General features: G+C 72.9%; 15 protein-coding genes and 2 pseudogenes. 11 read left to right on the plus strand and 6 right to left on the minus strand.

What is annotated here, in order from left to right:
* Window positions 1-1,551: zinc ribbon domain-containing protein (locus tag ACY34I_RS10285; RefSeq protein ID WP_462754383.1), on the minus strand; the 1,551-nt coding region annotated here is incomplete at its 3' end.
* A 185-nt stretch (window positions 1,552-1,736) separates the two neighbouring features.
* Between ACY34I_RS10285 and ACY34I_RS10290 the strand changes: the two genes are divergently transcribed.
* Window positions 1,737-1,883, plus strand: coding sequence for a hypothetical protein (locus ACY34I_RS10290; protein WP_462754620.1), 147 nt, complete (start codon window positions 1,737-1,739; stop codon window positions 1,881-1,883).
* On the opposite strand, the gene ACY34I_RS10295 is transcribed toward ACY34I_RS10290, so the two are convergent.
* Window positions 1,880-3,055 (minus strand): aminotransferase class V-fold PLP-dependent enzyme, encoded by a 1,176-nt coding sequence (locus ACY34I_RS10295; RefSeq protein WP_462754384.1) that lies wholly within the window; start codon window positions 3,053-3,055, stop codon window positions 1,880-1,882. The two genes, ACY34I_RS10290 and ACY34I_RS10295, sit on opposite strands and share 4 nt — an antisense overlap.
* An 85-nt stretch (window positions 3,056-3,140) precedes the next feature.
* Window positions 3,141-4,250 (minus strand): tyrosine recombinase XerC, encoded by a 1,110-nt coding sequence (locus tag ACY34I_RS10300; RefSeq protein ID WP_462754385.1) that lies wholly within the window; start codon window positions 4,248-4,250, stop codon window positions 3,141-3,143.
* 494 nt (window positions 4,251-4,744) lie between these two features.
* On the opposite strand from ACY34I_RS10300, the gene ACY34I_RS10305 reads away from it, so the two are divergent.
* Window positions 4,745-5,086 (plus strand): hypothetical protein, encoded by a 342-nt coding sequence (locus tag ACY34I_RS10305; protein WP_462754386.1) that lies wholly within the window; start codon window positions 4,745-4,747, stop codon window positions 5,084-5,086.
* Window positions 5,087-5,092: 6 nt separating this feature from the next.
* Here ACY34I_RS10305 and ACY34I_RS10310 read toward each other — a convergent pair.
* Together ACY34I_RS10310 and ACY34I_RS10315 are read right to left on the minus strand one after the other, a co-directional pair.
* Window positions 5,093-5,440: pseudogene (locus tag ACY34I_RS10310) on the minus strand (DNA processing protein DprA); the annotation flags it as partial.
* Between the two features lie 11 nt (window positions 5,441-5,451).
* Window positions 5,452-5,737 (minus strand): annotated as a pseudogene (locus tag ACY34I_RS10315) (YraN family protein); the annotation flags it as partial.
* Between the two features lie 213 nt (window positions 5,738-5,950).
* Here ACY34I_RS10315 and ACY34I_RS10320 point away from each other — a divergent pair.
* The 8 genes from ACY34I_RS10320 (at window position 5,951) to ACY34I_RS10355 (ending at window position 14,897) form a co-directional block, all read left to right on the plus strand.
* A complete protein-coding gene (locus tag ACY34I_RS10320; protein ID WP_462754387.1) occupies window positions 5,951-6,868 on the plus strand; it encodes a hypothetical protein in 918 nt (305 codons plus the stop codon).
* 324 nt (window positions 6,869-7,192) lie between these two features.
* Complete coding sequence (gene rpsB / locus ACY34I_RS10325) at window positions 7,193-8,020, plus strand: 30S ribosomal protein S2 (RefSeq protein WP_148794902.1); 828 nt, start codon at window positions 7,193-7,195, stop codon at window positions 8,018-8,020.
* Window positions 8,021-8,155: 135 nt separating this feature from the next.
* Window positions 8,156-8,983, plus strand: coding sequence for a translation elongation factor Ts (tsf, locus tag ACY34I_RS10330; RefSeq protein WP_148794904.1), 828 nt, complete (start codon window positions 8,156-8,158; stop codon window positions 8,981-8,983).
* A 165-nt stretch (window positions 8,984-9,148) separates the two neighbouring features.
* A complete protein-coding gene (gene pyrH, locus ACY34I_RS10335; protein ID WP_073832711.1) occupies window positions 9,149-9,916 on the plus strand; it encodes a UMP kinase in 768 nt (255 codons plus the stop codon).
* A gap of 81 nt (window positions 9,917-9,997) precedes the next feature.
* On the plus strand, window positions 9,998-10,555 hold the full coding sequence (gene frr / locus ACY34I_RS10340; protein WP_148794906.1) for a ribosome recycling factor: 558 nt from the start codon (window positions 9,998-10,000) through the stop codon (window positions 10,553-10,555).
* A gap of 421 nt (window positions 10,556-10,976) precedes the next feature.
* On the plus strand, window positions 10,977-12,428 hold the full coding sequence (locus ACY34I_RS10345; protein WP_462754612.1) for a phosphatidate cytidylyltransferase: 1,452 nt from the start codon (window positions 10,977-10,979) through the stop codon (window positions 12,426-12,428).
* Between the two features lie 104 nt (window positions 12,429-12,532).
* On the plus strand, window positions 12,533-13,681 hold the full coding sequence (gene rlmN / locus ACY34I_RS10350; protein ID WP_462754390.1) for a dual-specificity RNA methyltransferase RlmN: 1,149 nt from the start codon (window positions 12,533-12,535) through the stop codon (window positions 13,679-13,681).
* A gap of 31 nt (window positions 13,682-13,712) precedes the next feature.
* Complete coding sequence (locus ACY34I_RS10355; protein ID WP_462754391.1) at window positions 13,713-14,897, plus strand: DivIVA domain-containing protein; 1,185 nt, start codon at window positions 13,713-13,715, stop codon at window positions 14,895-14,897.
* A 75-nt stretch (window positions 14,898-14,972) separates the two neighbouring features.
* Here ACY34I_RS10355 and ACY34I_RS10360 read toward each other — a convergent pair whose 3' ends face one another.
* The gene (locus tag ACY34I_RS10360; protein WP_462754393.1) at window positions 14,973-15,197 is read right to left on the minus strand and encodes a DUF2631 domain-containing protein; all 225 of its coding nucleotides are present in this window, start codon (window positions 15,195-15,197) and stop codon (window positions 14,973-14,975) included.
* Between the two features lie 89 nt (window positions 15,198-15,286).
* Here ACY34I_RS10360 and ACY34I_RS10365 point away from each other — a divergent pair, with 89 nt between their 5' ends.
* Complete coding sequence (locus tag ACY34I_RS10365) at window positions 15,287-15,427, plus strand: hypothetical protein (protein WP_462754395.1); 141 nt, start codon at window positions 15,287-15,289, stop codon at window positions 15,425-15,427.
* The last annotated feature ends 114 nt before the right edge of the window (window positions 15,428-15,541 follow it).

The raw sequence follows: 15,541 nt of genomic DNA on the forward strand, positions 1-15,541 counted from the left end.
ATGGGTCAGGCCGCGGGCGGCGATGCGCCGCCATGCCCCGTGGTCGCGGTCGCCTTGCCAGCGGCAGGACTGGTGGGGACACAGGGCCCACTTCCAGCCCGCCACCGTGGGCTTGTCGGGGGCCTTGCGATGCCGTAGCGGGGTCAAGCATTGCGGGCAGTGCTTGGAGGTGTTGCGGGCAGGCGTGGTGACCAGGGCGATACCGGTCTCGGCGGCGAGGTGCCGCATTCGGTCGATGATCTGCCCGCGGACCTGCTGGGACAGGCGGGTGTTGAGGGTGGCGCCCATGCCCTTGGCTTCCAACGATCGCAGGTCTTCGACGTAGATGACGGTCGCGCGGGAGGCGATCGCGTGGTCCACGGCCCAGCGGGCGGCGGCCCACGCGAGCGCGGCGTTCAGATTGGAGCGGCGCTGGGACACGTGGCGGATCTCGGCGCCCAGCACCTCATGTTTCGCGCTCAGGTGGGCGTCGGGGCGGCCGTTGATCAGCCGCTCGTACTGGTCGGCTTTGGCGTGCAGCCGCTCACTGTGCCGGCGCAGGCGGTGCTGCTTGGCGAGGATCCCGGCGGCCCGGAACTGACCACCCGCCCCCAACGCGATGATCCGCCCATCCCCGTGCAGTCGCAGGGCTCCCGCGCTGAGGAGAGTGTTGAGGCCCCAGTCCACCCCGACCGCGACCGTGTGACCGGTGCGCTGGGCCTTCGGCACCGGATGGGTGTACGCGACATCGACGCACACCTGTCGGCCGGTGACCCGGAAGGTGGGCAGGTGCACCACCGCACCCGCGGGAACCGTGGGCGGCAGGCTGATCGGACAGGCCACCCACGTCCAATCCCCATACGCCCGCGGATCGGGCCGGGTGGGCAACTGCAAGCGCAGCAACACCCTCCTGGGGTCGGTGTCGCTGCGTTCGATGGTGGCCTGCTGCCGGTCACACGCGGCCAGCAGCAGCATCCGCGCGACCATTGGGACGCCTTCGAGCTCGAACACGTCCACCGGCAGCCGGCCATTGACGGCAAGGAACTTCGCGGCCTGCCGGGTGCGGGACCTAATAATGCTGGACGGCAGATGCTCCCCGCCAGGAACCGCCTTGCGTACCTGCTCCCACTCCTGCGCGGTGCGCTGACGCGGATCGGCCGGCCAGGTCGCCAGGACCCCGGCGGTCAGGTCAGCACGCCACCGCGCTGAGCGAAGTGCCCGTCCGGCCTGCTCCTGGGCCATGCGCACGATCCGGTCATTGACCTTCACACCCCCAGGCGCGGCGACCGTCCAGCCCAGACGCCGCAGCGCCATCCACGCGTTCGACGGAAGCTTCCGGCCACCGGCGTCCACGCCGGAGGCGAGCACCTCCACATCGCCCGCGGTCCAGCGCTCCGCCAACAACGCGGAGACCATCCCCGCCACCAGATCGGCACACCAGCCGACGCGTTGCGCAAGCACCGCCTGGGACAGGACCTCACCGGTCTCCTCGTCCACCCCCGTCCGTAGCAACGCGCGGGCACACGCGGTCCGGGAGGCCTCGCCCGTAGCGAGCGGCAGCCTTCGGCTCACCGGCTCGCCGCCTCGACAGCCATCGAGGAAGACCGGTGCTCACGACCGACCCACGCCACCAGAATCCACCCCGAGTCAACCCAAAGACGAAACATCACGGGATGAACACCGAACGCTTCACGGCCTTTGAGAGCCGAAGAAGTTCCACACGATCAATCTATGATCACTGACGATTCCTAATCAAATTGGTCAGCCTGCGCGCCGGCCACCCCGACTGCCCGGCCGCGGCATGCCTGCACTGGGGGCTGCGCCGGAGCGAGGACTACCTCGACCCGCTGGTCCTGCTCGGGCTCGGCCCGGTCCGGCTGCTGCCGTTCGGCGGCAGACCCTAGGCCAGGAGGGCGGGGAGACGCGCGGCCAGCCGGTCGTACTCCTCGGGGGTGTTGTAGACCTGGCCGCACAGACGCAGCCAGCCCTGACCGTGCCATGAAGCCACCGACACCTCGGCGGCGAGCCGTTCCGCGATCCGGGCGCGCAGCTCCCGAGCCGCGTCGATCGTCGGGGCGGCGCCCGGCGGCAGCGGGACGAGCCGCATGGCGACCGCCGGTCCGCCGGGCTCCAGCAGGTCGGCCGGCGCCACCCCGAGCGCGTCCCCGACCACCCGTTGCCCGTACGCGGCCAGCGCGGCGTTGTGCGCGCGTACCCGGTCCAGGCCCAGGGTGCGCAGGGTGAACAGGCCCGCCGGGGCGGCCAGCCAGGCGGTGTAGTCCAACGTCGCCTGCCACTCCACGCGAGTGGGAAAGCCGCTGTCCTGCTCCCAGGAGACGACCAACGGTTGGATCCGCTCCCGCCACGCCTTGGCCACCACCAGCGCGGCGGTGCCCCGCGGCGCGTACGCCCACTTGTGCAGGTTGCCCACCCAGAAGTCGGCGCCGATCGAGGCCACGCTGATCGGCAGCATGCCCGGAGCGTGCGCCGCGTCGACCAGCACCGGCACCCCGTGCTCCCGGGCCACCCCGACGATCGCCGCCGTCGGGAAGAGCCGGGCGGTGGGCGAGGTGATCTGGTCGACGATCAGCAGCTTCGTCCGCCCGGGGCGCAGCCCGGCCCGGATGATCTCCACCACCTCCTCGTCGGAGGCGGTCAGCGGCACAGGCAGGGTCCGGGACACCGCCCCGGTCCGCCGGCACTCCCGCGCCACCGAGAAGGCGACCGCCCCGTACCCGTGGTCGGTGGTCACCACCTCGTCGCCGGGGCGGAGGCCGAGCGACTGGAGCACCACGGCCACGCCCGTGGTGGCGTTGCCCACCAGCGCCGTGCCGTCCGGGTCGGCGCCCAGGAAGGTGGCCAGATGCCGCCGGGTGTGGGCGATCCGATCGACGAGGCCCTGGGTGAAGAAGCGGAGGGGGTTGGCCTCCATCTCGTCGCGCAGGCGCTGCTGGGCCCGCTGCACGCCGATCGGCACCGCGCCGAACGACCCGTGGTTGAGATGGCTGACCGACGGATCGAGAGAGAAGAGCAGCCGAGCACCGGGGATCGGCTCGGGCGGCTGCGGGACCGTCATCCGTTGATCGTAGCCCGCCGTGGATCATCAACTCGCGGTTCGCCGCGAGGCCCTGCCGTGGTCGGCCGGCGGAGCTCTCCCGCCGTCAGGCTCGCGGGTGCGCCTGCCGGTACGCCGCGCGCAGCCGCTCCACCGAGACGTGCGTGTAGATCTGGGTGCTGGCCAGCGAGGAGTGACCGAGCAACTCCTGCACGGCCCGCAGGTCCGCCCCGCCCTCCAGCAGGTGGGTGGCCGCGGAGTGCCGCAACCCGTGCGGGGTGGTGCGGGGCAGGCCGGCGGCCTCGGCGTAGCCGGCGACGATCCGACGGGCGGTGGTCGGGTTGAGCCGTCCGCCACGCGCGCCGAGGAGCAGCGCCGCCCCCGAGCCGGGGCCGGCCAGGGCGGGGCGGCCTCGGCCGAGCCAGGCGTCCAACGCGCGCTGCGCCGGCACCCCGTACGGCACGGCCCGTTCCCGGCCGCCCTTGCCCAGCACGCGTACCACCCGGCGGGTGTGGTCGACGTCCGTGACGTCCAGGCCGCACGCCTCGCTGATCCGTACCCCGGTGCCGTAGAGCAGTTCGAGCAGCACCCGGTCGCGCAGCAGGACGGCGTCGTCGCTCCCGGGACTCCCCGGGGCGGTCGCGGTGCCCTCGTCGACTCCGCCCCGGGTGGCGCCCGCCACCCGGCCGGCTCCGGTGGTCGGCCTGGCGCCGCCGGTCGGCTCAGTGTTGCCGGTCGGCCTGGCGGTGGTCGGCCCGGCGGTGGTCCGTCCGCCGGTGGTGGCCCGGACATGCGGGGCGTCCATCAGAGCGGCGGCCTGGTCGGCCCGCAGGACCGTGGGCAGCTCCCGGTGGGCGCGGGGACTGGCCAGTGGGGCGGCGACGTCGGCGGTGAGCAGACCGGCCCGGTGGGCCCACCCACTGAAGGTACGGGCGGCGGCGGCCCGGCGGGCCAGGGAGGTCCGCGCCGAGCCCATCGTTCGCTGCTTCGCCAACCAGCTGCGCAGCACCGCGAGGTCCAGCTCCGCCAGGTCGGCGCAGCCCATCCGTACCGCGTGGTCGAGCAGGGACACCAGGTCCGTCACGTACGCCCGCACGGTGTGCGCGGACCGGTTGCGTACCCCGGCCAGATGGTCCGCGAAGGCGTCCACGGCCTCCCGCATCTGCGGTGGCAGCGCCTCGTGCGCCGCCCGGGTGCTGTGCCGCTCGCCGCTCATCGACGCCTCCGCCCCCGTTCCGAGGTCGTCGCGGGTCCGATCAGCTGGGAGGACGGCGCGTCGGCGTGCCGCGGGATGCCTCCACGGCCCCGGTGGCCCCTGCTGTCGGCGGACACGGGCCCAGCCTACGGGCGGGACCGCCGGCGAGCACCCCACGCCGCCGGTCACGCCCGTCACCAGCCACGGGGTGTCACGCCGCCCGGAGGGGGCACCGTGCGGGGCGGACCGCCGGGGGCGGGCGGGCGCCGCCAGTCGTAGGTCGGGGTGGCTGACCGGGGCGTGGACAGGGGAAACTGGTCATACGAAGAGGACAGTGGCAGCGCCGGGGCTTTCGGGTGGGCGTCGCTGCCGGCAGGCGCCGCCTCCGCCACCGCGGGCGGCCGGGGTGCGCCGTGGCGGGACGGGTCCCGGCACGGCGGCGCGGAAGGGTGACTCGCGAGTCGGATATAGGCGTCGGTCCGGGCGAGCGACGCGGGCGGGAGGAGGAACTGGGCGTGGGTGTGGATGCCGTCCTCTACCGGCTGGTGCGCGCCGGGCCCGCGCGTCACCGGCCGTCGTACGTCGCGTCTGAGGTGGTCGCGGACCCGGACGACGTGCTGCTGGACCTGCTCAAGCGGGTGCGGGGCGGGGGTCGTACGCCACTGCTGGACCGCGTCGACCCGCTCGGCGAACTGGTGGTGGATACCGAGGCGACCCCGCAACTGCTCGCCGAGCTGCGCTGCCTGGCCGAGGTGGCTCGGACGCCCGCGGAGGTCACGCAGATCCGCCGGTTGGCGCTGCTCGCGCGGCGTTGCCTGGAGAGGCGTGACGTTGAGATCCGCTTCGAGGGCGACTGAGCTCGGTCACGTCGGTGTGCTCGTGCTGCTGGCGGCACGGCCCGCGTTCTTGTCGGGCGGCGCCAGGGCGTAGCCGGCGTCGCGGCGTACCACCATGGCCAGCTCCTCCAACATGGACAGCTTCCGCATGGCCGTGCGGAGGTCCACCCCGACGCGGGCCGCGACGCTCTCCAGGCTGATCGGCTTCCGCCGGGGCAGCGCCTCCAGCACTTGGGTCGCCTCGTCGTCGAGCTGGTCCCGCAGGCGTTCAGGTGCCCGGGCCGGCGGTGCCAGGTCGTATCCGATCCGCCCCACTTCCTCGAGCACGTGCGCGACCACGGTGACCAGCTGGGCCTTGGTGTGCTCGCGCAGCAGTCAGCCCCTCCACGCGATGTGTCGGCGCTGGTGCCGGTCTGCCGGCCACCGGGCGGCCAGGCCGCGCAGCCGGCGCGCCTTCGCTGGCACCACCGCCTCGGCCGGGCTGCCGAAGTCCTCGCTCCGGCGGGTCTTCACCTCGCAGAACGCGAGCACCTCGCCCTCCCAGGCGATGACGTCGATCTCGCCGTCGGGGCAGCGCCAGTTCCGGGCGACCGGGTGCAGCCCCACCTCGATCAGGTGCCGGACCGCGCACCGCTCGCCGTACGCGCCGACGGCCTGCTTCCGCTTCGTTATGCCGCCCACCGTGCGGCCCGGCCGTCCGGTACGCGGGTCCCGAGCCGGCCGCCTGTGGACGACGGGGCGTCCTGTGGACGGGCGGACGATCATGCCCCCGCCGTGTTAGGGAGCGCCGCCAGTATGTGTCCCGTTATGCGCCGGTATCCACCCCTGACCTGCGGAAATGTCATTCTGGCGGCCGGTGGCGTGCGGGACGCCGGGTCGCATACCGTGCCGGTCGTGGACGGACGACGGAGCTTTCCCGAAGATCAGCAGGGGCCGCGCTGGGGCGACCCCGGGTACGCCGATCCGGACTGGCGCGCCGCTGGCGAGTCGGGCTTCCGGGACGATGGTTTCGCGGCCCCCGAGCAGCGCTCCGGCGGCGAGGGCCGGTACGCCGACCCGGCGCGGTTCGGTGCGGTCGGCCCGCTGGGCGACGACACCGAGAGCTACCGGCGGTCGCGCCGGCTGGACGACTCGGGGGAGATCTCCGGCGAGCTGCCGGGCGGCCGACGGGCGGTCCGTGAGGCCAGCGATCCGTACGGCGGGGCGTCGCGGGACGGTGCGGGGGATCCGCTCGGGGCCGACCGGCGGCATCCCGGTCCGCTCGCCGGCTACCCGATTGTCGAGCCGGCCCGTCCGGTCGAGCCGGCGTCCGCCGGTCCGGCACCGCTCACCGTCGGGGACCGGCCGGGACACGGTGCGCCGACGCCGCTGATCGTGGGGGAGCGGCCTGTCGGGGCCGCTCCGGAGGTGGTGGGCGGGCCGGTGCCGCACCCGCTGGAGATGCCGACCGGCCCGATGCCCTCGGTGGCGCCGCGGCTGGACGGACCGCCGCCCGGCGACGGTGTCTACCGGACCCGCCGGCCGGCGCTCGCGGTGCTGCTGACGCTGCTGGTGCTGGTCCTGGAGGTTCCGGCGGTGCGGGTGCTGCTGCGGGGTGTGGTGGGTGACCCGGTCTCCACCTCGCACGTCGTGGTGGGCATGTTCCTGGTGGTCGGGCTGCCGATCTTCGGCGCCGGCCTGTACGGGCTGCGCACCGGCGGCCTGGCCCTCGCGGACGGCAGCCGTGGTTGGCTGCGGCCGCCGGCGGCGTACCTGACCGTCGGGTTGGTGCTTTTCGTCGCCGCGGCGCTCGCCGCCCGCTGAGCGCCCGCGCGGCAAGATCCACACCGGGTCGCCGAGCTGGCGCGATCAACTTGCGCGCCATACCCCCACCTCGGCGACCTGAAGTCGAGGGCAGGACGGGCGTTCCCGCACCCCGGGACCGGCGTACGCGGAAAGGGCGTACACTGGTCGACTGGCGACCGCCTCGCGCGGTCGACCTCGCGCGCCTTCTCCACGGACACCCTCGTGGGGCGACGGCCTCCCTGGTCCCGATCTTGATCGGGCCCGTCACGGCCGGCGACCGGGCGCCAGGACGCCCGGCCGCCGGCCGGGCGGGACAACCAGGGATCGCAAGGAGTACCCATCATGGCCGTCGTGACCATGCGTCAGCTGCTGGAGAGCGGTGTCCACTTCGGGCACCAGACCCGGCGCTGGAACCCGAAGATGAAGCGCTTCATCTTCACCGAGCGCAACGGTATCTACATCATCGACCTGCGCCAGACCCTCGACTACATCGAGAAGGCGTACGACTTCGTGCGCAACACGGTGGCCGAGGGCGGCAGCATCCTCTTCGTCGGCACCAAGAAGCAGGCTCAGGAGGCCATCGCCGAGCAGGCGACCCGGGTCGGCCAGCCGTACGTGAACCACCGCTGGCTCGGCGGCATGCTGACCAACTTCCAGACGGTGTACAAGCGGCTTCAGCGGATGAAGGAGCTGGAGGCCCTGGGTGACCTGAGCGGCACCGCCGCCGGTTACACCAAGAAGGAGACGCTGCAGCTCTCCCGCGAGAAGGACAAGCTGTCCCGCACCCTGGGTGGTCTGCGGGACATGCAGAAGCTCCCCGCCGCGGTCTGGGTGGTCGACACCAAGAAGGAGCACATCGCGGTCGACGAGGCCCGCAAGCTGGGCATCCCGGTGATCGCCGTGCTCGACACCAACTGCGACCCGGACGAGGTCGACTTCCCGATCCCGGGCAACGACGACGCCATCCGCTCGGCCGAGCTGCTGACCAAGGTCGTCGCCGCCGCGGTCGCCGACGGTCTGATCGCCCGCTCCGGCCGCCGCCGGGGCGCCGACGAGAAGCCCGAGCCGGGCCAGGTCGGCGCCGACGAGCCGCTGGCCGAGTGGGAGCGCGAGCTGCTCGAGGAGCCCAAGAAGGGCGACGAGCAGCCGGCGGCCGCCGCCGCGGAGTGATCGCGCCGTCGCGTCCCCACCGTCCGATTTTCCGGCCGGTGGGGCGCGGCGGGTACGCCGGGCACATCCGGCCCGGATCCGGGTAACCGGGACCCAGACCATCCCACCGCAGTCTCAAGACCCGAAGAGAGAGTCATGTCCAACTTCACCGCCGCGGACGTCAAGAAGCTCCGCGACCTCACCGGCGCCGGCATGATGGACTGCAAGAAGGCGCTGACCGAGGCCGAGGGCGACTTCGACAAGGCCGTCGAGATCCTGCGCGTCAAGGGTGCCAAGGACGTCGGCAAGCGGGCCGGTCGCACCGCCGCCAACGGCCTGATCGCCCACTCCGGCCAGGCGCTGCTCGAGCTCAACTGCGAGACCGACTTCGTCGCCAAGAACGACGCCTTCATCGCGCTGGCCCAGCAGCTGGTCGAGCACGGTGTGGCCAGCGGCGTCTCCTCCGCCGAGGAGCTGCTCGCCAGCACGCTCGACGGCAAGACCGTCGCCGACCTGGTCCAGGAGCAGTCCGCCAAGATCGGCGAGAAGCTGGTGCTCAACCGCTTCGCCAAGCTCGACGGCACCACCGCGGTCTACCTGCACCGCAAGAGCCAGGACCTGCCGCCGGCCGTGGGTGTGCTGGTGCAGTACGCCGGCAAGACCGACGAGGCCGCCGACGCGGACGCCCGCGGCGTGGCCATGCAGATCGCCGCGATGCGGCCGAAGTACCTGACCCGGGACGAGGTCCCGGCGGACGTCGTCGACTCCGAGCGGCGGATCGCCGAGCAGACCGCCCGCGAGGAGAACAAGCCCGAGGCGGCGCTGCCGAAGATCGTCGAGGGCCGGGTCAACGCCTTCTTCAAGGACTTCGTCCTGCTGGAGCAGGCGTCGGTCGCCGACAACAAGAAGACGGTGAAGCAGCTGCTGGCCGAGGCCGGCATCGAGGTGACCCGCTTCGTCCGGTTCGAGGTCGGCCAGGCCTGAGCCGCCGCACCGGGCGCATGCCGCGCCCGTGCGTAGGGAAGACATCGACGAGGAGGCCGCTGGTGTACGTGACAGGCACCGCGGCCTCCTCGTCACATAGGGTCGGCAGCGGCAGGTACGCGGGACGCGGCGCACGTGCGGTGCGCGACGGAAGGGGCGGGGCGGATGACGCAGGTTGTGAGTGACCGGAGCCTGGCGGCGGATGATCCGACCGCCCCACCGCCGGGTCGCGCCCGCCGGGTGGTGCTGAAGCTCTCCGGTGAGGTCTTCGGCGGCGGCGCGATCGGCGTCGACCCGGACGTCGTGCAGGGCATCGCCCGGCAGATCGCCACCGTGGTGCGCCGCGGCGTGCAGGTCTCCGTGGTGGTCGGCGGCGGCAACTTCTTCCGCGGCGCCGAGTTGCAGAAGCGCGGCATGGACCGGGCCCGCGCCGACTACATGGGCATGCTCGGCACGGTGATGAACTGCCTGGCCCTCCAGGACTTCCTGGAGAAGGAGGGCATCGAGACCCGGGTGCAGACCGCGATCACCATGGCCCAGGTTGCCGAGCCGTACATTCCGCTGCGGGCGATCCGGCATCTGGAGAAGGGCCGCGTGGTCATCTTCGGCGCCGGCGCCGGCATGCCGTACTTCTCCACCGACACGGTCGCCGCCCAGCGGGCGTTGGAGATTCGCGCCGACGTGGTGCTGATGAGCAAGAACGGCGTGGACGCGGTCTACACGGCGGACCCCCGGATCGACCCGACGGCGAGCAAGCTCGACTCGATCACCTTCTCCGAGGTGCTGCGCCGCAACCTGCGGGTGGCCGACGCCGCGGCGTTCAGCCTCTGCATGGAGAACGGCCTGCCGATGCTGGTCTTCGGCGCCGAGGGCGACGACACCATCGTGCGTGCCGTCAGCGGCGAGAAGATCGGCACCCTGATCACCGCCTGAGCGGCCTTGAGCCGGCAGCGGCCCTCCGGACACCACAGCAGCACAGCCCACGACGAGCAACAGAAGGAGGCGAGGAGACCGGTGATCGACGACACCCTCCTCGAGGCCGAGGAGAAGATGGAGCGTGCCATCGAGCACGCCAAGGAAGAGTTTGGCGGCATCCGCACCGGTCGCGCCAACGCCGCGATGTTCTCCCGGATCGTCATCGACTACTACGGCAGCCCCACGCCGCTGCCGCAGATGGCGTCCATCGCGGTCCCCGAGCCGCGCATGGTGATCATCAAGCCGTACGACAACTCGCAGCTGGGCGCCATGGAGAAGGCGATCCGCGACTCCGACCTCGGCGTGAACCCGAACAACGAGGGCAACCAGCTGCGCATCCTGCTCCCGCAGATGACCGAGGAGCGGCGCCGCGAGATGATCAAGGTGGCCCGGCACAAGGGCGAGGAGGCCAAGGTCGCCGTCCGCAACATTCGCCGCAAGGGCAAGGAAGAGCTGGACCGCCTGGTCAAGGACGGCGAGGTCGGCGAGGACGAGGGCCGGCGCGCCGAGAAGGAGCTGGACGACCTGACCCAGCGTTTCGTCGCCACGGTCGACGAGCTGGTCAAGCACAAGGAGAACGAGCTGCTCGAGGTCTGAGCGCCCCGACATCTGCCACGGCACCGGCGTGCCGTCGCCCCGCATACGACAACTCCAGCTCGGCTGGCGGCCATGATTCGGCCTCCGCGCCGCTCGGCGGCGCTCCGGACCGAATGAAGACCGGTCTGACGCCGCGCCGCTGCGACGACTTCAGTTCGGCGCGTCTGACGCCGCGCCACGATCTGAAGCCGTCGCTGGAGCTGTCGCGGGCGGCGGGCCCGGTGCCGTTGCCGTGGTGGGCCATCGTCCGCCGTACCGGCCCCCTGGGTGCAGTAGGCTCGGCACGATTCCCGCCACCACCGGGTGAACAGCGGGGATCGACCGGCGAACGGGCCGGTCAACCGAAACAGTCGCGCGTGTAGGGGATGATTTTGATCTTGCGTCATGTGGTGGCTCCCGTACCGCTTTCGCTCGGTACGTGATGTCCCACCTCGACCCCTACGGCGCCGCCGAGCCGCGTGGCTGGGACCGGCCGGGCTCGCTGCCCTGGCCGGAGGCCGACCTCGAACCGGGGCCGTGGCGACGGCCCGGCGCCCCCGAGGCGTACGCCGAGCCGCACGGCCTTTCCCACCCTGCCACCGATCCGTACGCCCCGCCGGTCGACGGGTACGACGGGCCGCCCGGCCGCCGGCCGTACGAGGAACACCCGGTCCGGGACCGCGACGAGCGCGGCTACCGGGACGACCAGGGCTGGCACGACGCGCAGGACTGGCGCGACCGCGGCCGGGGCCACCGGGAGCCGTACCCGGAGGACCCCCGGGACCTGGGCCCCGTCCCGCGGCATCACGGCGACCGGGGCGAGCCCGGCCCCGACCCGCGCGACCGGGGCTACGACGGGTCCCCGGCTGGGCGACCCGGCGTGCCGCACGACGAGTACCCCACCGCCCAGATCGCCCCGGTGGGCGACGACTCGACCGCCCAGTTCACGGCGGTACGCGACGAACCGAACACCCAACTCGCGGCGGTCGGGGACGAGCCGGAGCCGCCAGCCGGTCGGCGCCCGCGGGGCCGCCGGCGGGCCAGCGCCGACCGGCCCGCGACCGCCCAGTCGAAGTCGGGCCGGGCGGGCCGTAACCTGCCGGCCGCGATCGCCGTCGGGTTGGCTCTCGGCGCGGCGATCGTGGTGCCGCTCTTCTTCTACCTGCCGGCGTTCCTCGCCGTGATCGCCGCGGCGGTGGCGATCGGGAGTTGGGAGATGGCCCGGGCGGTTCGTCACAGTGGGGCGCACCCGCCGCTGGTGCCGCTGATCGCCGGTGGCGTGATCACCGTCGGGCTGGCCTGGTTCGCCGGCCCGGACGCGCTGAGTCTCGGCCTGCTGGTCACCGTGCTCGGCACGATGATCTGGCGGTTGGGCGACGGTCCCGGCAACTACCAGCGGGACCTGACCGCGGCCACCCTGATCGCGGTGTACGTGCCGTTCCTCGGTGGCTTCGCCGCGATGCTGGCGGCCGCCCCCGGTGACGGGCACCTGCGGGTGCTGGTCACCCTGGTCGCCGTGGTGCTCTCCGACACCGGCGGGTACGCGGCCGGCGTCGCCTTCGGCAAGCATCCGATGGCCCCGACGATCAGCCCGAAGAAGTCCTGGGAGGGCTTCGCCGGCTCGGTGACCGCGGCCGCGGCCGGCAGTGCCCTGCTGCTCTGGCTGCTCTTCGACGTGGCGCCCTGGTGGGGCGCACTGTTCGGGGTGGCGATCTCCTGCGCGGCGGTCCTCGGCGACCTCGCCGAGTCGATGATCAAGCGGGATCTCGGCGTCAAGGACATGAGCAACCTGCTCCCCGGGCACGGCGGCCTGATGGACCGGCTCGACTCGATCCTGTTCGCGGTGCCGACGGCCTACCTGCTGCTGGTGATCTTCGTACCGGTGGTGGGCTGAGGGATGAGTCACGTGGGTGGGCGCGCATCCACCGGCCGGTCAGGGCCGATTCGGCCCCTACGGACGGGTGCGCCCCGCTCCGGGCGTGTCAGACTGGACGCGCCATGACGAGTCTCCCCCTGATCTCCGTAGACCCCGACGCCCGCGGTCGCCGCCCGGCGATGCCGCCCCGCCACCTCGCCGACCTGGACCTGCCGGGCCGGCAGGCGCTCGTCGCCGAGCTGGGGGAGCCGGCGTTCCGCGCCAAGCAGGTGTCGAACCACTACTTCGGCCGCCTGGTCCGCGACCCCGCGCAGATGACCGACCTGCCGGCGGCCACCCGGGAGCGGCTGGCCACCACGCTGCTGCCCACCCTGCTCACCCCGGTACGCGAGCTGGCCTGCGACGACGGCGCGACCCGCAAGGCACTCTGGCGGCTGCACGATGGTTCGCTGGTGGAGAGCGTGCTGATGGGCTACCCGGACCGGGTCACCGTCTGCATCTCCAGCCAGGCCGGCTGCGGTATGGCCTGCCCGTTCTGCGCCACCGGCCAGGCCGGGCTGACCCGCAACCTCTCCACCGCCGAGATCGTCGACCAGGCGGTCTACCTCGCCGGGGTGGCCGCCTCGGGAGCGGTGGCCGGCTCGCCGCCGCGCCTGTCGCACGTCGTCTTCATGGGCATGGGCGAGCCGCTGGCCAACTACTCCCGAGTGGTGGCGGCGATCCGGCGGCTGGTCGCGCCGGCCCCCGAGGGGCTCGGCCTGTCCCAGCGGCACATCACCGTTTCCACGGTCGGGCTGGTCCCGGCCATCCGCCGACTGGCCAGCGAAGACCTCTCGGTGACTCTTGCGTTGTCGCTGCACGCCCCCGATGATGAGCTGCGCGACGAACTAGTCCCGGTCAACCAGCGCTGGAAGGTGTCCGAGGTGCTGGACGCGGCTTGGGAATACGCGGCCACGACGGGGCGTCGCGTGTCCATCGAGTACGCGATGATCAAGGACGTGAACGACCAGCCGTGGAGAGCCGATCTGCTCGGCCGGCTGCTGACCGGCAAGCTGGCCCACGTGAACCTCATCCCGCTCAACCCGACGCCGGGCAGTCGCTGGGACGCCAGCCCGAAGCCGGTCGAGCGGGAGTTCGTCCGGCGGTTGCGCGAGGCCGGGGTGTCGACCACGGTGCGGGACACCCGGGGGCGCGAGATCGACGGCGCGTGTGGGCAGCTGGCCGCCGCCGAGGACACGGACACCGACCCACCGCGCAGAGCAACGGTGTGACCGGGCGTAGCGAACGAGACCAGGAGACATAGTGGCGAGTCAGGGTCAGCGTTTCCGGCGTAAGGCGCTCCGCCGGGGTTACAAGGTCGACGAGGTGGACGCCTTCCTGGACCGGGTGGAGGCGACGCTCGCCGGCCAGCCGGTCGGCGCGCCCGTGGCTTCCCAGGAGGTCCACGACGTCGTCTTCCGGGTCCGGTTCAACGGCTACGACGAGTGGCAGGTCGACCTGCACCTCGACCGGGTGGAGCGGCAGTTGGCCGAGCTGGAGGAGCGCGGCGGCACCCCGGGCGGGCGCGTCCCTGACCCCCGAATGGCTGACCGGCTGGGCCCGCCGATGCGCGACGACCGGGGCCTGTCGCCGGTGCCGCAGCCGCCGATGCCGCCCCGGGGGATGCCCGCCCAGCCCGGCCCGCCCGACCGCTACGGCAGCCGCTACGACGAGCCCGTCGGCGGGGGTCGGTACGACGAGCCGGTCGGCGGGGGCCGTTACGACGAGCCGGTCGGCGGGGGCCGCTACGACGAGCCGGTCGGCGGCGGTCGCTACGACGAGCCGGTCGGCGGCGGTCGCTACGACGAACCGACCGGCGCCTTCGCCGGCGGTTACGACGGCCCGCGCGGGTACGACGCCCCGCGTGGTCCGGCCGGCCCCGGCCCGATGGGTCCCAACGCCCCGATGGGGCACGGCGGCCCGCCCTCCCGTGGTCTGCCCCCAGGCCCCGGCGGGTACGGCCCGGACGACCGGTTCGACGGTTTCGAGGCCGGCCGGCGCGGCCGCCCTGACATGACCGCCGAGATCCGGATGCCTGACCGGGACCTGCGTGACCCGCGCGGCCGCGGCCCGGCCGGCCCGCCGCCCGTGCCCCAGCAGGGCTTCGGGGGTGGCCCGGCGATGTCCGGCCCGCCGATGGCCGGTCCGCCCGTGGCGGGGCCGCCGATGGTCGGCCCGCCGATGGCCGGCCCGCCCGGCAGTGAGCTCTACCGGGTGGACCAGATCCGCCGCAGCTTCCAGGTGCGCCGCTTCGGCAGCGGGTACGACCCGGACCAGGTCGATCGGTTCTTCGAGACCCTGCTCGGTGGCATGCAGGGCCGCAACCCGATGCCGGTGAACCCGAATGACCTGGACACCCTGCGCTTCGGGTTGGTGCCGGGCGGCTACTTCGAGGCCGAGGTCGACGCCGCCCTCAAGGACGTGCAGGACATCCTGCTCGGCCGCTGATCCGCAGACGACGACGAGGGCCCGCCCCGGTTGGGGGCGGGCCCTCGGGCGTATCGGTCGAGCGCGAGCGCCGGGTCAGGACCGCAGGCCGCTGCGGCGCAGCACCGCGTCGCCGAGCACGATGGCCAGCAGCAGCGCGGCGATCCCGAGCAGCCAGATGTCTTCGACCTTGCCCTCGTGGTTGCCGCAGAGCGCCATGATCACCAGCACCACCGCCGACAGCACCGCCCCGATCCGGCCGGACTTGCGGTGTCCGGGCTTGTGCTGATCTGGTGCGGTTACCGGCTCGCTTCCTGCCACTGTCGGTCCTTCCCTCGCGATCGGATCTCCGGTTAGTCTGGCACGCCCCGTACCGGGGCTGGCGCAGGGTCCGACCTGATGGGGGACACATGGCCCGCGAGGACGACCGCGAGCTGTACAAGCGGGCGCAGCAGGCCTGGGAAGCGGAGGGCTGGCCGCTCGCCGCGGAGCTGTGGGAGCGCCTGGCGCGCCGGTATCCGGACATCCCGGCGGGACCGGTACGGGGCTGAACCGCCCGGGCCGGTGGACCCGCCGCACGGGGCGAAAGGGCTCTACCGGCGTCGCGGGACGGGGACCACACTGCCTCCGGTAGCGTCGTTACGTACACCTGATTGCCTTTCGAG

It is taken from the genome of Micromonospora sp. RTBAU3-60 (assembly GCF_054963695.1).